Origin of the sequence: Microvirga vignae (assembly GCF_001017175.1) — a bacterium.
GTDB classification, from domain to species: Bacteria; Pseudomonadota; Alphaproteobacteria; order Rhizobiales; family Beijerinckiaceae; genus Microvirga; species Microvirga vignae.
Genome location: NZ_LCYG01000020.1, coordinates 206231 through 226116, shown reverse-complemented (window position 1 = coordinate 226116; position 19886 = coordinate 206231). Strand labels below are relative to the sequence as shown.

Here is a 19886-nt window from a genome sequence, read left to right as displayed (position 1 = left end):
TTCTCCAAGAGAGGGTTTTCGATGACTCAAGCCACGAATGCGCTGGCGCTCTCCGCAACGGCGCCGTCTCAGCGCCGCATAGGCCGGCTGGCTGCGTCCTTCTTTGCGGTCATGACGTTTGTCGCGACTGCCATGCCGCTTGCTGCCTCAGCCCGGTCGGCGCCCGAGTCCTTTGCCGATCTGGCAGAGGAGGTGACCGGTGCCGTGGTCAACATCTCGGCTTCGACCACCGTTGAGGCCCGGAACCGCACCCTGCCTCAGCTGCCGCCTGGAACCCCGTTCGAAGATCTCTTCGAGGAGTTCTTCAACCGCCGCGGCCAGGGCAATGGCGAGAGTGGCCCCCCGCGTCCCCCGCGCAGCTCGAACTCGCTCGGTTCCGGGTTCGTGATCGACCCGTCCGGTATCGTGGTCACGAACAACCACGTGATCGGCGACGCCAATGACATCAGCGTGATCTTCTCCGATGGCACGCGGCTCAAGGCCGAAATCGTGGGCAAGGATTCCAAGGTCGACCTCGCGGTCCTGCGCGTGAAGTCGGACAAGCCTCTCAAGGCCGTCAAGTTCGGCGACTCCGATACCCTACGTCCTGGCGACTGGGTGATGGCAATCGGCAATCCGTTCGGCCTCGGTGGGTCTGTGACGGCGGGGATCGTGTCGGCTCGCGGCCGCAATATCGAGTCCGGTCCCTACGACAACTACATTCAGACGGATGCCGCCATCAACAAGGGCAATTCCGGCGGTCCGCTGTTCAACATGAACGGCGAAGTCATCGGCATCAACACGGCCATCCTCTCGCCCACGGGCGGCTCGGTCGGTATCGGCTTCGCGGTTCCGGCTTCCACGGCTGTCCCGATCATCGAGCAGCTGCGGGAATTCGGCGAGACCCGTCGCGGGTGGCTCGGCGTGCGCATCCAGAATGTGGATGACGCCACGGCCGAGGCCCTGAGTCTTGGTTCCGCCCGTGGCGCTCTGATCGCCGGCGTCGACGAGAAGGGCCCGGCCAAGCCGGCCGGTCTCGAGGTCGGCGACGTGATCGTCAAGTTCGATAACAAGGACGTGAAGGATTCTCGCGACCTGCCGCGCATCGTCGCCTCTACGCCCGTCGGCAAGGAGGTCGATGTCACCATCGTGCGCAAGGGTCAGGAAATGACCAAGAAGGTGACCCTGGGCCGCCTCGAGGATGGTGAAAAGCAGGCGAGCCTGCAGCAGCCGCCGGCGGAAGCCCCGACCGTCACGCGCCAGGCTCTCGGCCTCAGCATGTCCGGCATGACGGACGAACTGCGCCGCCGCTTCAGCCTCAAGGACGACCTGAAGGGCGTGGTCATCACCCGGGTTGATCCGAACTCCTCGGCCTCCGACAAGCGGATTCAGGCCGGCGAGGTGATCGTGGAGGTCAATCAGGAGCCGGTGACGAACCCAGCCGACGTGACCAAGAAGATCGACGATCTGAAGGCCCAAGGGCGCAAGTCTGCGCTGCTCCTGGTCGCCAATCCTCAGGGCGAGGTTCGCTTCGTGGCTTTGTCTATCGAATAAATGAACCGGGATCTCTCGAGAAAGGCGGCTTCGGCCGCCTTTTTCGTCATTCACTGTTCTAAATAAAGAACGTTTTGGTTGACATAGCGTCCATCGTCGAGGCATCTGGGGCATTGCCTCCTTAACGAGCCTTTGAGCACGGCTCGTGAATCCAGCGATGACCTTCGATGACCCAGAACGTTTTCCCCGTACCAGGTAGCCTGCAAGCATCGGCTCACGTGAATGCCGAGACCTATGAGAGGCTCTATCGGCAATCCATTGACGATCCCGAGACCTTCTGGCGGGAGCAGGCGCAGATCCTCGACTGGTCGCAGCCGTTCACCCAGGTGAAAAACACGCATTACTCGCCTGAGGATGTCACCATTCAATGGTTCGCCGATGGCCGACTCAATGCGTCCTACAACTGCCTGGATCGCCACGCGGCCACGCGCGGGAATGATGCCGCGGTCCTTTGGGAGGGCGATGCGCCCGGGGAGACGAAACGGATCACATGGAGCGCGCTTCACAGCGAGGTCTCCCGTCTCGCGAATGCGCTGAAAAAGCTCGGCGTGAAGAAGGGCGATTTCGTCAGCGTTTATCTGCCGGTCGTTCATCAATCGATCGCTGCAATGCTCGCCTGCGCACGCATCGGCGCAATCCATTCGGTCGTGTTCAGCGGCTTCTCGTCGGAGGCGCTTGCAGGGCGCATCGAGGATTGCCGCTCGCGCGTTCTCATCACGGCCGATGAAGGCATGCGCGGCGGCAAATATGTTCCGCTGAAGAAGAATGCGGATGCGGCTCTCGAACACCTTCCCTTCGTCGAGCATGTGCTCGTGGTTCGCCGCACGGGACGCGACGTTCCCATGAAGGCCGGACGCGACCGCTGGTACGACGAGGCTCTGGCGGAGGTGCCGGATGTCTGTGAGCCGGTGGATGTCACCGCGGAAGATCCGCTCTTCATTCTCTATACCTCCGGTTCTACGGGAAAACCGAAGGGCATGCTGCATACGACCGGCGGCTATCTCGTGCATGCGGCTGCGAGCTTCAAGGCGATGTTCGACTACCATCCCGGCGACATCCACTTCTGCACGGCGGATGTGGGCTGGGTGACGGCGCATACCTATCTGATCTATGGGCCTCTCGCGAATGGCGCGACCATCGTGCTCTTCGAAGGCGTGCCAACATGGCCCGATGCATCGCGCTGGTGGCAGATCATCGAGCAGTACAAGGTCAACATCTTCTACACGGCGCCGACAGCTATTCGGTCGCTGATGCGCGAAGGCGAGGGGCCGGTGCGCAAGCACGATCTCTCGTCGCTGAAGCTCATGGGCTCCGTGGGCGAGCCGATCAACCCGGAAGCGTGGCTCTGGTATCACGAGGTTGTCGGCGGTGGGCGCTGTCCCATCGTCGATACCTATTGGCAGACGGAAACGGGCGCGGTTCTGCTGTGCCCGCTGCCAGGCGCGATGGCGTTGAAGCCGGGCTCCGCGACGAAGCCGTTCTTCGGCGTGCGTCCTGCATTGCTGGGCAACGACGGCAAGATCGTCGAAGGCGAGGGGGTGGGCGGCTTGTGCTTTGCCGATTCATGGCCGGGACAGGCGCGCACGATCCATGGCGATCGCGAGCGCTTCCTGAAAACGTACTTCAGCACCTATCCTGGCTTCTACTTTACCGGCGATGGCGCGCGTCGAGATGCGGATGGCTATTACTGGATCACCGGCCGTCTGGACGATGTGATCAACGTCTCCGGGCATCGTCTCGGAACAGTCGAGGTCGAAGCGGCTCTCGCTTCACATCCGTCTGTGGCAGAAGCTGCCGTCGTAGGCTTTCCGCACGACATCAAAGGGCAGGGCATCTTCGCCTTCGTGACGCTGAAGGAAGGTGTCGCCGAGAGCCAGGACTTGCAGCGTGATCTCATTCAGATCGTTCGCACCCGCATCGGCCCCATCGCAACGCCTGATCGCATCGAGTGGGCAGCGCAATTGCCGAAGAACCGCTCAGGCAAGATCCTGCGCCGCATCCTCACGCGCATCGCTGCTGGCGACTTCGAGAACCATGGCGACACATCGACTGTGGCCGATCCCACCGTGGTGGCGGATATCGTGAAGCGGATTCAGCTCCAGCAAACCTGACCGTCATATCTTTGTCATAAAGGTCATAGCTCATCGGGATAGGTCGCTCGCCGGAGAGCCTGCGCGATAGTGCCTCCGGCAACTCGAGCAGCGCATCGTTGGGAGCGGAAAACCGGGCCCACTTTTCACTGACGTGGCCCTTCGGGTCCGCACGATGCGCTAGATTCTGCTTAAACCGACGTCGCAACGATCTCCTCTGCCCGGTATCCCTGCGCATAGAGAAGCGCCGTCAGATCCGCGTGGTCAATGCGGGCGTGAGCGGCGGCAGCCACGGCGGGCTTTGCACGGAAGGCGACGCCGAGGCCCGCTTCGCCCAGCATGGCGAGGTCGTTCGCGCCGTCGCCTACGGCCATGGTCTCGTGGTGCGCAAGCTTGAAGTGCTCTCGCAACTCGATGAGCGTCGCGAGCTTTGCTTCGCGGCCCAGGATCGGCTCTTCCACGAGGCCGGCGAGCTTCTCGCCTTCGACGATCAGGTGGTTGGACCGGTGCTCGTTGAAGCCGACCATCGCGGCCACCGGGCCGGTGAAAAGGGTGAACCCGCCTGAGACGAGGCACGTATAGCCGTCATTGGCCCGAATGGTCCGGACCAGGGCGGGGCCACCGGGGGTCAGGGTAATGCGCTTCTCGATGATCTCATCGACGACGCCGACAGGCAGGTTCTTCAAGAGCGCCACGCGCTCACGGAGCGCCGGCTCGAAGGCGATCTCGCCGCGCATGGCGCGCTCGGTGATTTCCGAAACCTCGCGTTTAAGGCCTACGTAATCGGCAAGTTCGTCGATGCATTCCTGGCCGATCATGGTGGAATCCATATCTGCCAGGAACAGGCGCTTGCGGCGCGTGGCCAAGGGCTGCACGATGATATCGATGGGCTGTCCCTCAACGGCCGCGCGGATATCTGCCTCGACGGCCATGGCCCCGGCAGAGGCGGGGAGGATCAGGTCCGCTGCGATTCCCCTTGCCAGAATGGTGCGTTCCGTCTCATGACCAAGCGCGCGCGCCGCCATGGCCACGAGGTCGTCCGTGACGACCGGCTGGGATGGGTTGGCGATCAGGGTCGCGACGAGGGATTCTTGAGAAGACGCCATGGGGAGACCGGGCTGTGAGTGGGTTTAAGATCGGCGCCGTTCTCATTGCAGGACCGACCGCATCAGGCAAGTCCGCTCTGGGCATCAAATTGGCTCAAGGCCTCGACGGCGTGGTGATCAATGCCGATTCCATGCAGGTCTATCGCGACCTGCGGGTGATCACGGCCCGCCCGACGCCTGAGGAGGAGGCTCAGGCTCTCCACCGGCTCTACGGCCACGTGGACGCTGCGGTGAACTTTTCCGTGGGTCGCTACGTGGCCGATGCCGTCCAGGTTCTGGAGGAGATCCGGGGGCAAAAGCTGCCGATCTTCGTGGGCGGCACCGGGCTCTACTTCAAGGCGCTGACCGAGGGCCTCTCGGATATTCCGCCCGTGCCGGAAGAAATCCGCGAAGAAGTGCGCCGGGAAAGCGAGGGGCTGGAAACGCCCGAGCTTCACCGCCTGCTGTCGGAGCGCGACCCCGAAACGGCAAGCACCTTGCGTCCCTCAGACCGGCTGCGGGTGCAGCGGGCGCTCGAAATCTTCGCGGCCACAGGCCAGCCGCTCGTGTCCTTCCATGGAGCCCGCCAGCCAGGGCCGTTGAGCGATGTGCCCGTCATCAAGCTGTTCCTTGCCCCCGAGCGGGAGGAACTGCGCAGGCGCATCGACCAGCGGTTCCTCGCCATGATGGAGCAGGGCGCGCTCAATGAGGTGAAGGCGCTGGGCGAACGAAACCTCGACCCGATGCTTCCCGCCATGCGGGCGCACGGTGTGCCGGGCTTGCTGAGCTACCTGCGGGGCGAGATTTCGCTCGATGAAGCGATCGCCAAGGGACAGGGCGACACGCGCCGCTACGCCAAGCGCCAATTCACCTGGTTCCGCCATCAGCTGCCGGATTGGCAATGGGTGGAGCCCGAGAGGGGATATGAGGCGGTGCTGGCGGGCCTCAATGCCCCGAGACGCCCGTGAACATCTGGTAGAAGGTGATGAAGATCTCGAACACGATCAGGAGCACGATGATCAGTTCGAGGCGTAAGGAACGCTCCGTGTCGATGATGTCGGTGAGCGCCTGAGCCGTATCACCCAGCACTTCGAGCTTTCGGTGAAGCGCGGCGGCACGCTCCTTCAGCTCGTATTCGTCCTCGAGGCGCGCATAGAGACGTTCGAGATCGGGCCGGTCCCAGAGCACGTCCGGCTTTTCCTCCACGGCCACGCGCCCTGACATACGCTGACGCACGAGAAGGGCGCGGCCCACATGCTTGAGGATCTTGCGGCGGTCGCTGGGGCGGCGGCCTTTGGCAGCCAAATGCTCGACGGAGGGCTCCACCAGCTCGAAGGCAGCGGTCGCCTCGCGTTCGTCGCGAGCCAGGGTCGCGCTCTTGGAAAGGGCGTCGGCAATGACGATCAGCCGCTCGGTGGAGAGCTGCTTGATATAGATCGGGCCGCCTGGGGGGATCTGGTCATCCCGGTCGGGCGAGATCTCGATGACCGCGGTCTCCTCCTCATGCCGCGCGAACTCGCCCTGGATGCGCTGGCGCAAGCCGCGGATGACCTCGTCCTCCTCGAGGGGCGTCAGGCCCACAAGAACGGCCACGCCGTAACGGAACAGGGCCACGAAGCCATCCTGGCCGGCCCGGAAGGCGAGGGGGGTGGTGGACAGAACGTCACTGCGCTCGAGCCCTGCCACGTCGAGGCGATCGCCCAAAAGGAGGGCACGGGCGGTCAGGCGTTGATTTTGCATCGGAACGCCGGTCGAGGAGATGGTATCGTTCATGGTCATACGACTAAAATAGGACGCGCACCTTAAAAGCTAAGCTGCATTCTGCCAATCGGACCCCGCTTGACCGAATGAAATGGATCAGATAGCGTCTGCGCAACTTTTGAACCGAGAGCTGCCCAAATGCGCAAGCTTATTCTCGTAGTACGAGCGCCATCGACGGAGCGGGATTAATCCCCGTAGATCCGGCGATGGCGCACAGGCCCCCTCAGGGGCCTTTTTTATTGCCCGAAACACCAGAACAACGCAGACAAACACGACAGACCCGACGGAGCTAAGTACCATGAGCGAGACGATGACCGGAGCCGAAATGGTGATCCGAGCCCTGCAGGACCAGGGAGTCGAGCATGTCTTCGGCTATCCGGGCGGCGCGGTTCTTCCCATTTACGATGCGCTCTTCCACCAGGAGAACGTGCGTCACGTTCTCGTCCGTCATGAGCAGGGTGCGGTTCACGCTGCGGAAGGCTATGCACGCTCTTCGGGCAAGCCGGGCGTGGTGCTGGTGACCTCGGGCCCCGGCGCGACGAATGCCATCACGGGTCTCGCCGATGCGATGATGGACTCGATCCCGCTGGTCTGCATCACCGGTCAGGTGCCGACCCATCTCATCGGTTCCGACGCGTTCCAGGAATGCGACACGGTCGGCATCACGCGCCACTGCACGAAGCACAATTATCTCGTCAAATCCATCGAGGACCTGCCGCGCATTCTGCACGAAGCCTTCTACGTGGCGCAGAACGGCCGCCCCGGCCCGGTGGTGGTGGATCTGCCGAAGGACATCCAGTTCAAGGCCGGCACCTACGTTCGCCCCACCAACAACCAGCACAAGACCTATCGCCCGACGGTGAAGGGCGACATGGACCACATCCGCGCCGCCATCGAGCTGATGGCGAATGCGAAGCGTCCCGTCTTCTACACGGGCGGCGGTGTCATCAATTCCGGCCCGCATGCCTCGGCGCTGCTGCGCGAACTCGTGCAGCTCACGGGCTTCCCCATCACCTCGACCCTGATGGGCCTCGGCGCCTATCCGGCCTCGGACAAGCAGTGGCTGGGCATGCTCGGCATGCACGGCACCTACGAGGCCAATCTCGCGATGCATGAATGCGACGTGATGATCAACATCGGCGCGCGTTTCGATGACCGCATCACGGGTCGCCTCGACGCGTTCTCTCCCTACTCCAAGCGCATTCACGTGGACATCGACCCGTCCTCCATCAACAAGACAGTGAAGGTGGACATCCCGATCGTCGGCGATTGCGCGCATGTGCTGGACGACTTGGTGCGTCTGTGGCGCCAGGGCGCGCGTCAGGCGGACAAGGTGGAGCTGAAGGAGTGGTGGAACAAGATCGAGGGCTGGCGTGCACGCAACTGCCTCGCCTACAAGAATTCGAAAGAAACCATCAAGCCGCAATACGCGATCCAGCGTCTCTACGAACTCACCAAGGATCGTGCGCCGTATGTCACGACCGAGGTCGGACAGCACCAGATGTGGGCGGCGCAGTACTTCAAGTTCGAGGATCCGAACCACTGGATGACCTCGGGCGGCCATGGAACCATGGGCTATGGCCTGCCGGCAGCCGTTGGCGCGCAGCTTGCGCATCCCGATGCGCTCGTCATTGACATCGCGGGTGAAGCCTCGATCCAGATGATGCTGCAGGAGATGTCGACGGCGCTGCAGTACAATCTGCCGATCAAGGTGTTCATCCTCAACAACGAGTACATGGGCATGGTGCGCCAGTGGCAGGAGCTGCTGCACGGCGGCCGCTACTCGCAGAGCTATTCGGAATCGCTCCCCGATTTCGTGAAGCTCGCGGAAGCCTATGGCGGGGTGGGCATCCGCTGCGACAACCCGGCCGAGCTCGATGCGAAGATCATGGAGATGATCACCGTGAACCGCCCGGTGATCTTCGACTGCATCGTCGACAAGACGGAGAACTGCTTCCCGATGATTCCCTCGGGCAAGGCGCATAACGAGATGCTGCTGAATGACTATCTCGGCGAGACCGGTGCCGATATCGGCTCCGTGATCGACGAGAAGGGCAAGATGCTGGTGTGATCGGAAAGAGTGAACCCATGCCAACCCTTGTCATTGCCAACAAGTGCTATTCGTCCTGGTCGCTGCGTCCCTGGCTGCTGATGAAGCAGCTGGGCGTCACCTTCGACGAGATCACGATCCCGCTCGATCTGCCGGATACGAAGGAGAAGGTGCTCAGGCACTCTCCCGCCGGAAAGGTGCCGATCCTCATCGATGGTGATGTGGCCGTGTGGGAGAGCATCAGCATCATGGAATATGTGGGCGATGCCTTTGGTGTTCCTGTGTGGCCCGAGGGTCGCAAGGCTCGTGCCATGGCACGCTCCGTCGCGGCGGAGATGCACGCTGGCTTCTTCGCTCTGCGTAATGCGTGCCCGATGAATCTGGGCAAGAAGTACGCGCAAAAGGATCGCGGCGAGGCCGTCGCGCGCGATGTGGCACGGTTCTGTGAAGTCGTGCGACAGGCGCGTGAGCGTTTCGGTGCGGGCGGGCCGTTCCTCTTCGGCGCGTTCTCGGCGGCGGATGCCATGTATGCGCCGCTCGTGACACGCCTCGACACCTATTCTCTTCCGCTCGATGCGCCAACGCGCGCTTATGTCGACACGATCCTCTCGCTTCCCGCTTTCAAGGAATGGCGCGCTGCGGCGCTGAAAGAGACCTGGATCGTCGACGCCGACGAGGTCGATGAAGAAGCACTCGAGAATTACCGCAAAGCAGCTTGAAGCCAGACGATAAAGCCGGACAACGAACCATGCTCCAGATGAAAACCCATTACCCCGATGCGCACCGCGTCGAGCCCGTCAACCGGCACACTCTTGCGGTGGTCGTCGACAACGAGCCGGGCGTTCTCGCCCGCATCGCTGGTCTCTTCTCGGGCCGCGGCTACAATATCGAAAGCCTGACCGTGACTGAGACGGAGCACGAGGCTCATATCTCGCGCATCACCATCGTCACCACGGGTACGGACAGCATCATTCAGCAGATCAAAAGCCAGCTCGAGCGTCTCGTGCCGGTGCATCGCGTGGTCGATCTCACGATGACCGGCGAAGCAGTGGAGCGCGAGCTCTGCCTCGTGAAGGTGGTGGGCAAGGGCGATCATCGCGTGGAAGCGATGCGACTCGCTTCCGCTTTCGGCGCACGCACTCTCGACGCGACGCTCACGTCGTTCGTCTACGAGCTGACGGGCACGACCGATGAGGTCGAGCGCTTCATCAAGCTCATGACGGCAGTGGGTCTCGTGGAAGTGTCCCGCACCGGCGTTGCCGCCATGGCACGCGGTGCGGAAGGAATTCTGTGAGGGATCACCCTCTGAAGTCGCTCTCTTTCAGAAAGGCTTCCTCATCCGGCGTCGTCTCTCTCCCAAGAATGGCGTTGCGATGAGGGAAGCGACCGAAGCGGGCGATGATGTCGTGGTGGTGGCGCGCCCATTTGATGGAGTCTTCCTCGCCGAGGGACTCGTTCAGAGCCACCGAGCGCTCCTGGTGCCGCAGGGACTCGGAGTGCATGAAGGGCAGGTAGAAGAAACGGCGGAGCTCCGGCTCCACCTTGCGGTCGAACCCTCTCTCGATGGCACGGTCTGCGACCATCAGGGCGACGGGATCGGTCTTATAGGTCTCGCGCCGGCTCCGGAACATGTTTCGGGGGAACTGGTCGAGCAGAAGGATGACGGCGAGCGCACCTTCAGGGGTGAGCTCCCATTCGTTGAGATCGCCCCTCGCGGCGGCCTCATAGGTGGACATGAAACGGTCCCGGCAGTCTTGGTCGAAGGCTTCGTCCTTTGAAAACCACTTCTCCGGCCCGGCATTGCGCCAGAAGGCGAGAACTTCATCGGGAGTGGCGAGGCGCTGCATGCGGCTTGTCCTTTCGAAGGGGAATCGCTTTGAAGCCAATCTAGAGCATTGGAGGGCTCTTTGAACTCTCCGCGCTCGGACCGTTTGTGGGGTGAGGTGGAAGTGCCGAACTGAGGCAATTTCCGCATCTTTCCTACAAACTTCGACTTGTCAGCGCAGTTTTGTTCGCTAAAAGCGGCGCTGGACAAAACAAATGTTGCGCGATGGCCCGGGCCTGACCGCAATGCCAATGGAGACTGGGGAACGCCCCCTGAAACACAAGGACTAGAGCACCATGCGCGTGTATTACGATCGCGACGCCGATATCAATCTGATCAAGGGCAAGAAGGTCGCCATCGTCGGCTATGGCAGCCAGGGGCATGCCCATACGCTGAACCTGCGTGATTCCGGCGTGAAGGACATCGTCGTGGCGCTGCGCAAGGGCTCTCCCTCCGCTGCCAAGGCCGAGGCTGCCGGCATCCGCGTGATGGAAGTGGCCGAGGCCGCCAAGTGGGCCGACGTGGTCATGATGCTCACCCCCGACGAGCTGCAGGCCGACATCTACCGCAACGAGCTGCACGACACCATGAAGCAGGGCGCGGCTCTCCTCTTCGCTCACGGCCTCAACGTGCACTTCAACCTCATCGAGCCCCGCAAGGACCTCGACGTGCTCATGGTCGCTCCGAAGGGCCCCGGCCATACCGTGCGTTCCGAATATCAGCGCGGCGGCGGCGTGCCGACGCTTATCGCGATCCACCAGGACGCCACGGGTAATGCTCATGACATCGCGCTGTCTTACGCCTCCGCCAATGGCGGCGGCCGCGCCGGCATCATCGAGACGACCTTCAAGGAAGAGTGCGAGACCGACCTCTTCGGCGAGCAGGTGGTGCTCTGCGGCGGCCTCGTCGAGCTGATCAAGGCGGGCTTCGAGACCCTCGTCGAGGCGGGCTATGCGCCCGAGATGGCCTATTTCGAGTGCCTGCACGAAGTGAAGCTGATCGTCGACCTCATCTACGAGGGCGGCATCGCCAACATGAACTACTCGATCTCGAACACCGCCGAGTACGGCGAGTACGTCACGGGTCCGCGGATCATTACGCCCGAGACCAAGGCCGAGATGAAGCGCGTTCTGGAGGACATCCAGACCGGCAAGTTCACTCGTGACTGGATGCTCGAGAACAAGGTCAACCAGACCTCGTTCAAGGCCGTGCGCGCCCGCAACGCCGCTCACCCGATCGAGGACGTGGGTGCTCGCCTGCGTGCCATGATGCCGTGGATCAAGGAGAAGGCTCTGGTCGACAAGACCAAGAACTGATCCCTGCAGGAAGCAGACATCAAAAGGGGCGGAAACTTCCGCCCCTTCTTTTTTCTGATTTTCAGCGGATCAGCCGAGTGTCGGGCCAGGGCTGCTACCGCAATAGGCCTGCAAAGATGAAAGCCCACACTCGGGGCACCGCCCCATGCAATCCTCCTGCAATGTTGTATCTTCTGGCCAACATTGCGGAAGGCATTTGCCACTGTCCGAAAATGGAGAGCGTTTTAATCAGGAAGGCTGAAAAGCACCGACACTACTGCTGGTTGCTTTTGGTGTTTGCGGCCTTGTTGTTGTCCTGCTTGCCGGGATCAGTGCGGTTCTTCATGGTGCCGCCCGAGCCGCGGATGTGAGTGCCAGGGTGCTTCTTGCTTTCGGCGGAGTTGTCGCCGCTCATCTTGCCTTTGCCCATAGGAAACCTCCGTTTGGTATGGGAGGTTAATGAGCCTTACCTGACCCGGTTCCCCGAAATATCTTACCAGAGCAGGTAATGTGCCAGCCCGGCCCCAGGCGCAAGGAGGGCAAAAGCCCAGACCGAGGCTGACGCCATGTTGGCAGCCTGGAAGAGAACGCGCGGCATCATGAAGATGCCGGCGATCAGCGGGAGAACCGCGCGGGTGGGACCGAAGAAGCGGCCCAGGAACATGGCCCAGGGACCGAAGCGCTGGAAGAAGAATTCGCCCCTTTCGATCATGCCCGGGCTTCTCGAGAGGGGCCAGATGCCATAGGCCCGCTTCGCCACAGGGCGGCATGTTTCCTCCCCGTGATGAAAAAGATCACATCCCCTGATTTGATGCCGGATCGGCGATGCGCTAACCCAGGAAGCAGAAGGGGCCAAAGTCATGAATGTTCTCTCGATCCAATCCCATGTTGCCTATGGACATGTGGGCAATGCATCCGCCGTCTTCCCGATGCAGCGGCTCGGTGTCGAGGTCTGGCCCATCCATACGGTGCAGTTTTCCAACCACACGGGCTATGGCTCCTGGAAGGGCCGAGTCTTCGACGGTCCTGCCATCGAAGAGCTGGTTGACGGCATTGCCGAGCGCGGCGTGCTGGAACGCTGCAACGGCGTTCTCTCCGGCTATATGGGCTCGGCCGATATCGGCAACGCGATCCTCTCCGCCGTGGCCCGGGTGCGGAAGCTCAATCCAAAGGCGCTCTATTGCTGCGATCCGGTGATCGGGGATGTGGGGCGCGGCATCTTCGTGCGCCCCGGTATTCCCGAATTCATGCGGGATCACGCGGTTCCTGCTGCCGACATCATCACGCCCAACCAGTTCGAACTGAACTATCTTGCGGGCCTCACGACTGAAACCTTGAGTGATCTGAAGAAGGCCGTCTCTGCCGTGCAGCAGCTCGGTCCCAGGGCCGTTCTCGTGACCTCCGTTGGAACCAAGGAAACTCCCGCGGATTCCATCGATCTGATTGCGGGTGAGGACGGACGCTTCTGGCGCGTGCGTACGCCGAAGCTCTCGCTCAGCGTGAACGGGGCAGGGGACGCAATCGCGGCCTTGTTCTTCGTCCACTATGCGCGCTCGGGCTCCGCTGCGACAGCACTTGCCGAAGCCTCTGCCTCTGTCTACGGCTTGTTGAAGCGCACGGAGGAGGCGGGGTCCCGCGAGATCCTCACCATCGCGGCGCAGGACGAGTTCGTCTCGCCCACCAATCGTTTTATCGCCGAAGAGGTTTGATCCGCATGGCCCGCCGTTTCATCACCCTCGACGTCTTCACCTCGGAGCGCTTCACCGGGAATCCCCTGGCTGTCGTCCTCGACGCAGAGGGGCTCGACGACGCGCGCATGCAGACCATCGCGAAAGAGTTCAACCTCTCCGAGACGGTCTTCGTCTTCCCGCCGGCTGATCCGCATCAGCGCGCCGATATCCGCATCTTCACGCCCGGACGCGAGCTGCCCTTCGCCGGTCACCCTACGGTGGGAACGGCGGTGCTGCTCGCGCTGCTGGATCAGAACGGCCAGCCCGGCGCCGTGGTCTTCGGCCTGAAGGAGCTGGTCGGCATCGTGCCCTGCGTGGTCGAGGTGAAGGATGCTGTGAGCGGCGAGGCCCGCTTCCGCCTGCCGCGCCTGCCGTCTTCCTGGGGCGAGGGCAAGGACACGACGTCTTGCGCCTGGGCGCTCGGCCTTGATCCCACGGAGATCGGTTTCGAGCGGCATGTGCCGAGCCGCCACACGGGTGGTGTGGCTTACGATCTCGTCCCCGTCGCATCGCTCGATGCGCTGGCCCGCGCCCGGCCGCAGGGCGAGGCGTTCGACAAGGCTTTCCTCGATAGCGATCATCCGGCTGCTTATGTCTATACCCGGATGCCGAACGCAGATGGCCTGCGTTTCCGTGCCCGCATGTTCGGCCTCGGCATGGGCATCGCGGAAGATCCGGCCACCGGCTCCGCCGTTGCAGCTTTCGCAGGCGCGCTCATGCAATGCGAGCCGCTGGGAGATGGCGAGCACAACATCGTCATCGAGCAGGGCGTCGAGATGGGCCGTCCGAGCGAGATCTTCCTGCAGATGACCATCAAGAATGGCGCGCTGGTTTCCGCCGAGATCGGCGGCGGTGCGGTCATGGTGAGCCGCGGCGAGATCATTGCGTGAATCGTGAGGTTCTGATCAGGCGCGTCTCACGCGTCGAGGCGAGATGCGTGCCCATGGAATGGGCCTGGGCGGAGCAGAATCGCGATCTCATCGCGGCGAACTGGAAGCGCCGCACGGCGGACAAGCCGAAGATGTTCAATGGGCGGGTTCTGCTGCTCCGCAATGTCGAGTTCGAAAAGGACTTGTGCCGCAACACCTACTTCGAGACGAGCTACGCTGATTTCGTTGCCTGGATCGACAGCGGCTATCCCGACAAGAGCATTGCCAACGGCTTCGCCATGGGCGCTTTGCGCGGATCGGACGGCGCTTTCATCTGCGGCGTCATGGGCGCGCATACCACGAATGCGGGCCGCGTCTATTTCGCGGCGGGCACACCGGATCTGTCGGATCTCAGGCCTGACGGCACTGTCGATCTTGCCTCCAGCCTGACACGCGAGCTGATCGAAGAGACAGGCCTTCGGGAGAACGAGTTCCACGTGGATGACGAGTGGATCATCGTCCAGCGCTGGCCGACCATTGCACTTCTGCGCATGGTGACTTTGCCGATGACGGCGGAGGAAGGCGCAGGCCTCATCCGCGCCAACATCGCCAAAGACTCCGAGCCCGAATTGCAGGATGTGCGGATCATCCGCGGAGTGGGGGACATCGACCCGAAGGCGATGCCCCTCTTTCTGCAATCCTTCTTCGAGTGGGTCTTCACTCACTAGAGCCTCGGACGTGAAAAGTGGATTTGCACTTTCGGGATCCATCCGATGCTCCCTTCTAGAATGAGCGCATCGTTGAAGCGGAAAACCGGGGCCACTTTCCGCTGACGCGGCCCTTCGGGTCCGCACGATGCGCTAATAACCGTGGCGGTTTTTCGTCGCGTTGATCATGCGCTGCGCCTCCGCATCGCGCCCGGCGGCGCACGCGGCCTCGGCCTGCCCGATCTCCCGGTCGACACGGTTGTAGACGGTCTGGTTCACGTGGCCCATGGCGAGATCGTTGCTCATCACGGCCCGGTAGCGGGCGATCTCGCCCTGGCAGCCGGAGCCGTCCGGCATGCGGAATCTGGCAGGCGCCTGTGCAGGGCCCGAGGTGGTCTGGTTGCAGGCGGCGAGCGGCAAGGCCACGAGGCCGGTAAGCCATAGGCCGCGGATCGCGTTTGTCATCGAAGGCACCTCATGTTCGGGCTGGGACGGTCTGAAAAAAGCCAAGCTCGATCTGATCTAGAGCATTTTGGCCTCCGGCCAGGGTCTCCAGCTGGGCCATGGCTTCGGACGATATTTCCTATACCATCGTCGGGCTCTGGCTTTTCGTTTGTTTCAAGCGCTTGCCATTCCCTGAACGTCCCGTTACAAACGTGCCCGTTGTTCGCGGCAGGGCCGCGGTCTTTGGAGGAATGGGCAGCGATGGCAATCGGCTCCCACAGCGCTGGAATGAACGGCACCGCTGCAGCGGCCGGCCGCGCGCTTCTCCTTGGCCTCCTTCTCCTTAGCCGCCCCTGAGGGTCGGCTGGGCGCTGCCGCCTGGGCTCTCAGGGGTTTTTGGAAGATCTCAAGAACAACCGTGAGCGCATGGCATAAAGGCCCTGGATCGCGCTCCCTCCGAGAAGGACTGACACGATGACCGCTTCCACCACCGGCTCCTCCAAGGACCGCGTATTCATTTTTGACACCACCCTGCGCGACGGCGAGCAATGCCCCGGCGCGACCATGACGCTGGAGGAAAAGCTCGAGGTTGCGGCTTTGCTCGATGCCATGGGCGTCGACATCATCGAGGCGGGTTTCCCCATCGCCTCCAATGGCGATTTCGAGGCCGTGTCCCTCATCGCGCAGCAGGTGAAGAACGCGACCGTCGCCGGTCTCGCCCGCGCCATCTCGGCCGACATCGCCCGCGCCGGCGAGGCCGTGCGCCATGCCAAGAAACCGCGCATTCACACCTTCGTCTCCACCTCGCCAATCCATCTGGCGCACCAGATGCGCAAGACCGAGGAAGAGGTGCTGGAGATCATCACCACCACGGTGACCCAGGCCCGCAACCTGATCGAGGACATCGAATGGTCGGCCATGGACGCCACACGCACGCCGATCGATTATCTGTGCCGCTGCGTGGAGGCTGCGATCAGGGCAGGCGCCACCACCATCAACCTGCCGGATACGGTGGGCTATGCGACGCCGGATGAATATCGCGCCATGTTCCGTGCGGTGCGCGAGCGCGTGCCGAATGCGGACAAGGCGATCTTCTCCGCCCATTGCCACAACGATCTGGGTCTCGCTGTCGCCAACTCGCTGGCCGCGTTGGAGGGCGGCGCACGTCAGATCGAGTGCACCATCAACGGCATCGGCGAGCGTGCGGGCAATGCGGCGCTGGAAGAGATCGTGATGGCGATCAGGACGCGCGGCGACGTGCTGCCTTTCGAGACCGGCATCGAAACGACGATGCTCACGCGCGCGTCGAAGCTCGCTTCGGCTGCGACCTCGTTCCCGGTGCAGTACAACAAGGCCATCGTCGGCCGGAACGCCTTCGCGCACGAAAGCGGCATTCACCAGGACGGCATGCTGAAGAATGCGCAGACCTACGAGATCATGACGCCGGAAAGCGTCGGCGTGTCCAAGACCTCGCTCGTCATGGGCAAGCATTCGGGCCGCGCGGCATTCCGCAACAAGCTGGACGAGCTGGGCTACAGCCTCTCCGACAACCAGTTCCAGGATGCGTTCGAGCGCTTCAAGGATCTGGCCGATCGCAAGAAGCACGTCTACGACGAGGACATCGAGGCGCTGGTCGATCAGAACATCGCCACCGCGCATGATCGCATCAAGCTGGTCTCGCTCCACATTGTCGCCGGAACGCGCGGTCCGCAGCGCGCCACCATGCGCCTTCAGGTCGACGGCAAGGCCGTGATCGAGGAGCAGGAGGGCAACGGCCCGGTGGATGCCACCTTCAACGCCATCAAGGCGCTGGTGCCGCACGAAGCCGTGCTGGAGCTGTATCAGGTGCATGCGGTGACGGAAGGCACGGATGCGCAGGCCGAAGTGTCGGTGCGCCTCTCCGCCGACGGCCGCAGCGTGACCTCCCGCGCCGCCGATCCCGACACGCTGGTCGCGTCCGCTCAGGCCTATCTCGGCGCCCTCAACAAGCTGCTGAGCCGAGGCGCTCGCCTCCACGCGCAGCACGCTGCGGAGTAAAGCATCCTTCCCGTCATGCCCGGCCTCGTGCCGGGCATCCACGTCTTAGGCGGCGAAAGACGTGATGGCCGCAACAAGTGCGGCCATGACCGGAGACAAAGAGCTGCCTTTGCTTAATCCGGCACCGGGATCGGGCTCTGCTGCTTGATGGTCGAGAGCACGAAGCTTGAGCGTACGTCGGCCACACCGGGCAGCGTGAGCAGCCGATTCATGGTGAACTCGCCGAAACTCTCGATGTCCCGCGCCACCGCATGGACGATGATGTCCACCTCGCCGGCGAGAGCATGACAGGCGATCACCTCCTCGTAGCCTTTCAGCCGGTCCACGAGGCGGGTGCGCCAGCCGGGTTCCGATTGCTCCAGCTTGATGAACACGAAGGCCTCCACCTCAAAGCCGAGGGCCTTGCGGTTCACGAGCGCCCGGTAGCCCTCGATGATCCCATCCTCCTCCAAGGCTTTCAGGCGTCTGAGGCAGGGGGAGGCGGCAAGCCCGACCTTCTCGGCCAGGGTGGAATTGGGAATGCGCCCGTCCCCCTGGATGGCACGCAGGATCCGGCGGTCGGAGAGAGACAGGTGGCGCTTCATGAAAATCTCATCAATTGAGGCCTTCAGGTCATTTTATGACCGCGTGGATGCTTTTCCAGGCAGGATCCGGCGAACAATGACCTGAAGCGGGTGTTATCCTAACGACACAACAACGACGGAGGAAACGCCATGAACACCGCCAACGGCAGCGACGATCCGCGCGATTACATCCGTGATCAGGGCTTTGAGAACTACACCGAGACCGATCACGCCACCTGGAGAACCCTGGCCAAGCGTCAGCGGGAGATCCTGAAGGGCCGTATCGCCGACCAGTTCCTCGAAGGGCTCGAACGCCTCGGCATCGGCGAGGAGGGGATCCCCGATTTCCGCGTCATGAACCAGCGCCTCAAGGCGGCGACGGGCTGGGAAGTCATGGCCGTGCCCGGGCTCATCCCGGATCTGGCCTTTTTCCGCATGCTGGCCAATCGCCAGTTCCCGGCAGGCTTCTGGATCCGCAAACCGGAGCAGCTCGACTACATCGAGGAGCCCGATATCTTCCATGACGTGTTCGGCCACGTGCCGCTGATCATGCAGCCGATCTATGCGGACTATCTCGAATCCTACGGTAAGGCAGGCCTCGTGGCCGCCGAGCATGGGGCATTGAAGTATCTGGCTCGGCTCTACTGGTACACGGTGGAGTTCGGCCTCGCCCAGACCCCTCAAGGGATGCGCATTGTCGGCGCGGGGATCGCCTCGTCCCCGGGCGAGACGATCTTTGCGCTCGAGAGCCCATCGCCGAACCGCGTCGCGTTCGATCTGGGCCGTGTCATGCGCACCCTCTACCGGATCGATGACTACCAGGAGACCTACTTCGTGCTCGACGGCGTCGAAGCCTGGCCGAGCCTGGACATCGACCGGCTGATTCCGCTCTGGAAGGAACTGGAGGGGCAGGGAGAGATCGAGCCCGGGCAGATCCAGCCTGAGGATCGGATTTTGACACAAGGTGACGGCAGCTATCACCGCGCCAAATCGAAAACCGCAGCTTGAGGAAAAAACCTCTCCAAATGGGCTAGACAGGGGCCGTACGGTTTGTTACACGCACGGCCTCTTCAGCGGAGATCGCGCCGCTGAAAGCGCTTCGGCGACGGGTGTATAGCTCAGTTGGTAGAGCAGCTGACTCTTAATCAGCGGGTCCAAGGTTCGAGTCCTTGTACACCCACCAATGTTTTCAAAGACATAGATAGTTTTAGGGCGCTGCCTGTACTGCATGTACCGGTTTAAGGTTACGCCTGAGGTAACACTTCTGCCTGCTATACGATGATATGGGTAGCGGGGGCACTCTCTTCCGCATTGGACGTTTGGCTTTTCCCTAGCAGATCCGAGGTTCGAAGCGGAGGGTCTAAATACAGACCTAAAGCGAACCTCTACACGGCCGCGCTTAAAGGCCGAATTCTATCCCAAGCGGTCGTTCGATAATTGCGTGTCGGATAACTGCAATAGGTGGGGCCGACCTCCGATCGCAATCCATCGCGGACGTTCATCAAGTCCGGGTACGGGTAACGCCAATTGACTCTGGGGAAGAAATACATATCCACCATCGTCTCGTCGCAACGTGTGGATGCACGTGGCGATTGCTCGACCGATTCAGAAGGCTGCTCATGCCGCAATCACCTGAACTCGCGGGAGGTGAAGGCTTCACCTTTGAGGGAGATGCCGCCGCCTTTTATCTCGCGGCGCTTCTCGCCGAGGACTATGCGCCCGGCATTGATGACCGGACCGTGGTCCGCGTTGCTGTCCAGCAGCGTGACTTCGGTGAGCCACTGGATGATGTCATCGTCGATTTGAGGGCGCGACTGGCGCCCCCGCGCGCCTCAGCCTGCAAGTCAAACGGGAACTGACAATCAGCAAGGCGGAGTCTAACGAGGATTTCCGCGAC

The 19886-nt window shown here is 62.3% G+C and carries 20 protein-coding genes and 1 tRNA gene; 14 read left to right on the top strand and 7 right to left on the bottom strand.

All coding sequences use genetic code 11. The features are described from left to right. Positions 1-21: 21 nt before the first annotated feature. Positions 22-1533, top strand: coding sequence for a DegQ family serine endoprotease (locus AA309_RS09270; RefSeq protein ID WP_047188697.1), 1512 nt, complete (start codon positions 22-24; stop codon positions 1531-1533). A gap of 167 nt (positions 1534-1700) precedes the next feature. Then, positions 1701-3644, top strand: a complete 1944-nt coding sequence (gene acs, locus AA309_RS09265; RefSeq protein WP_047188696.1) for an acetate--CoA ligase — start codon at positions 1701-1703, stop codon at positions 3642-3644. A gap of 170 nt (positions 3645-3814) precedes the next feature. Here acs and serB read toward each other — a convergent pair whose 3' ends face one another. Continuing rightward, a complete protein-coding gene (gene serB, locus AA309_RS09260; RefSeq protein ID WP_047188695.1) occupies positions 3815-4729 on the bottom strand; it encodes a phosphoserine phosphatase SerB in 915 nt (304 codons plus the stop codon). 14 nt (positions 4730-4743) lie between these two features. On the opposite strand from serB, the gene miaA reads away from it, so the two are divergent. Continuing rightward, complete coding sequence (gene miaA / locus AA309_RS09255) at positions 4744-5676, top strand: tRNA (adenosine(37)-N6)-dimethylallyltransferase MiaA (RefSeq protein ID WP_047188694.1); 933 nt, start codon at positions 4744-4746, stop codon at positions 5674-5676. On the opposite strand, the gene AA309_RS09250 is transcribed toward miaA, so the two are convergent. Beyond that, positions 5654-6481 carry an RMD1 family protein gene (locus AA309_RS09250; protein ID WP_047188760.1) on the bottom strand — a complete coding sequence of 276 codons (828 nt, stop codon included), beginning with the start codon at positions 6479-6481 and terminating at the stop codon, positions 5654-5656. The two genes, miaA and AA309_RS09250, sit on opposite strands and share 23 nt — an antisense overlap. 286 nt (positions 6482-6767) lie before the next feature. Here AA309_RS09250 and AA309_RS09245 point away from each other — a divergent pair, with 286 nt between their 5' ends. From AA309_RS09245 to ilvN, 3 genes are read left to right on the top strand one after another with little or no spacing between them, the layout of a single operon-like run. Continuing rightward, positions 6768-8540 carry an acetolactate synthase 3 large subunit gene (locus AA309_RS09245; protein ID WP_047188693.1) on the top strand — a complete coding sequence of 591 codons (1773 nt, stop codon included), beginning with the start codon at positions 6768-6770 and terminating at the stop codon, positions 8538-8540. Positions 8541-8557: 17 nt separating this feature from the next. Further along, positions 8558-9238 (top strand): glutathione S-transferase family protein, encoded by a 681-nt coding sequence (locus AA309_RS09240; RefSeq protein WP_047188692.1) that lies wholly within the window; start codon positions 8558-8560, stop codon positions 9236-9238. A 29-nt stretch (positions 9239-9267) separates the two neighbouring features. Further along, the gene (gene ilvN, locus AA309_RS09235) at positions 9268-9813 is read left to right on the top strand and encodes an acetolactate synthase small subunit (protein ID WP_047188691.1); all 546 of its coding nucleotides are present in this window, start codon (positions 9268-9270) and stop codon (positions 9811-9813) included. Positions 9814-9817: 4 nt separating this feature from the next. Here ilvN and AA309_RS09230 read toward each other — a convergent pair whose 3' ends face one another. Then, complete coding sequence (locus AA309_RS09230) at positions 9818-10366, bottom strand: DUF924 family protein (RefSeq protein WP_047188690.1); 549 nt, start codon at positions 10364-10366, stop codon at positions 9818-9820. Positions 10367-10640: 274 nt separating this feature from the next. Between AA309_RS09230 and ilvC the strand changes: the two genes are divergently transcribed. Further along, positions 10641-11660 (top strand): ketol-acid reductoisomerase, encoded by a 1020-nt coding sequence (gene ilvC / locus AA309_RS09225; protein ID WP_047188689.1) that lies wholly within the window; start codon positions 10641-10643, stop codon positions 11658-11660. A gap of 253 nt (positions 11661-11913) precedes the next feature. On the opposite strand, the gene AA309_RS35130 is transcribed toward ilvC, so the two are convergent. After that, positions 11914-12069, bottom strand: coding sequence for a hypothetical protein (locus AA309_RS35130; RefSeq protein ID WP_160310428.1), 156 nt, complete (start codon positions 12067-12069; stop codon positions 11914-11916). A gap of 63 nt (positions 12070-12132) precedes the next feature. Next, on the bottom strand, positions 12133-12351 hold the full coding sequence (locus tag AA309_RS09220; RefSeq protein ID WP_200901968.1) for a DedA family protein: 219 nt from the start codon (positions 12349-12351) through the stop codon (positions 12133-12135). Positions 12352-12499: 148 nt separating this feature from the next. Here AA309_RS09220 and pdxY point away from each other — a divergent pair, with 148 nt between their 5' ends. Genes pdxY through AA309_RS09205 form a run of 3 tightly spaced genes read left to right on the top strand, consistent with a single transcriptional unit; the run spans position 12500 to position 14966 of the window. After that, positions 12500-13348: a pyridoxal kinase PdxY gene (pdxY, locus tag AA309_RS09215; RefSeq protein ID WP_047188688.1), complete on the top strand. Its 849-nt coding sequence runs from the start codon at positions 12500-12502 to the stop codon at positions 13346-13348. 5 nt (positions 13349-13353) lie between these two features. After that, positions 13354-14259: a PhzF family phenazine biosynthesis protein gene (locus tag AA309_RS09210; RefSeq protein ID WP_047188687.1), complete on the top strand. Its 906-nt coding sequence runs from the start codon at positions 13354-13356 to the stop codon at positions 14257-14259. Continuing rightward, positions 14256-14966, top strand: coding sequence for a hypothetical protein (locus tag AA309_RS09205; protein WP_047188686.1), 711 nt, complete (start codon positions 14256-14258; stop codon positions 14964-14966). The genes AA309_RS09210 and AA309_RS09205 overlap by 4 nt, the downstream gene beginning before the upstream one ends. Positions 14967-15098: 132 nt before the next feature. Here the strand turns inward: AA309_RS09205 and AA309_RS09200 are convergent, their stop codons facing one another. Beyond that, a complete protein-coding gene (locus AA309_RS09200; RefSeq protein ID WP_047188685.1) occupies positions 15099-15410 on the bottom strand; it encodes a hypothetical protein in 312 nt (103 codons plus the stop codon). 453 nt (positions 15411-15863) lie between these two features. Here AA309_RS09200 and AA309_RS09195 point away from each other — a divergent pair, with 453 nt between their 5' ends. Beyond that, entirely contained in the window at positions 15864-17426 is a 1563-nt protein-coding gene (locus AA309_RS09195; RefSeq protein WP_047188684.1) for a 2-isopropylmalate synthase, read from the top strand. Between the two features lie 113 nt (positions 17427-17539). Here AA309_RS09195 and AA309_RS09190 read toward each other — a convergent pair whose 3' ends face one another. Continuing rightward, complete coding sequence (locus tag AA309_RS09190; protein WP_047188683.1) at positions 17540-18010, bottom strand: Lrp/AsnC family transcriptional regulator; 471 nt, start codon at positions 18008-18010, stop codon at positions 17540-17542. Positions 18011-18139: 129 nt separating this feature from the next. On the opposite strand from AA309_RS09190, the gene phhA reads away from it, so the two are divergent. The 3 genes from phhA (at position 18140) to AA309_RS35800 (ending at position 19848) form a co-directional block, all read left to right on the top strand. Further along, positions 18140-18997, top strand: coding sequence for a phenylalanine 4-monooxygenase (gene phhA / locus AA309_RS09185; RefSeq protein WP_047188682.1), 858 nt, complete (start codon positions 18140-18142; stop codon positions 18995-18997). 99 nt (positions 18998-19096) lie between these two features. Next, positions 19097-19172: transfer RNA gene (locus AA309_RS09180), tRNA-Lys, on the top strand. 436 nt (positions 19173-19608) lie between these two features. Next, positions 19609-19848, top strand: a complete 240-nt coding sequence (locus tag AA309_RS35800) for a hypothetical protein (protein ID WP_200901967.1) — start codon at positions 19609-19611, stop codon at positions 19846-19848. The last annotated feature ends 38 nt before the right edge of the window (positions 19849-19886 follow it).